This window comes from Vibrio sp. YT-19(2023) (assembly GCF_033337395.1).
This window is the reverse complement of the sequence record NZ_JAWOQN010000969.1, coordinates 1-552: the sequence shown is the minus strand read 5'-3', so window position 1 is coordinate 552 and position 552 is coordinate 1. Positions and strand designations below refer to the sequence as shown.

Annotated in this window: 1 pseudogene; it reads right to left on the bottom strand. The window is 49.6% G+C overall.

Annotation, left to right across the window (positions count from 1 at the left end):
• Nucleotides 1–60: 60 nt before the first annotated feature.
• A pseudogene (locus R7E78_RS29475) lies at nucleotides 61–552 on the bottom strand (sigma-54 factor interaction domain-containing protein); the annotation flags it as partial.

Below are 552 nucleotides of genomic sequence, written 5' to 3'. Positions count from 1 at the left end.
TTCTTCTCGTAAAGCTTTGTTGGTTGCGGCAATGACTCGAATATCAAGCTTGATGGCTTAGTGACTGCCCACACGTTTCACTTCTCGCTCTTGGAGTACACGCAAAAGTTTGGCTTGGACTGCAGGAGACATTTCACCGATTTCATCTAACAAAATCGTGCCGCCGTTTGCTTCTTCAAACTTACCGCTTTGCGAATTCGTCGCGCCAGTAAACGCGCCTTTCACATGACCAAAAAGCACCGCTTCTAGCATCGATTCAGGAATCGCGGCACAGTTCACTGCAACAAATGGGCCATTAATGCGAGGAGAGTGTTCGTGTACATATCGAGCCAGCACCTCTTTACCCGTACCAGACTCACCCGTGATCAACACACTCGCGTTCGTACACGCTGCACGGTGCGCCAATTGAAGTACCTGCTTACTGCGCCACGACTCAGCCACAATGTTTGCCATTGGTTTGCCAAGAGCTTCAACACGCTTTAGCAAATTGATGAGCTGATTCGCTTCAAACGGACGCAACAAGTAATCGGTCGCGCCCGACTTCATAGTCTC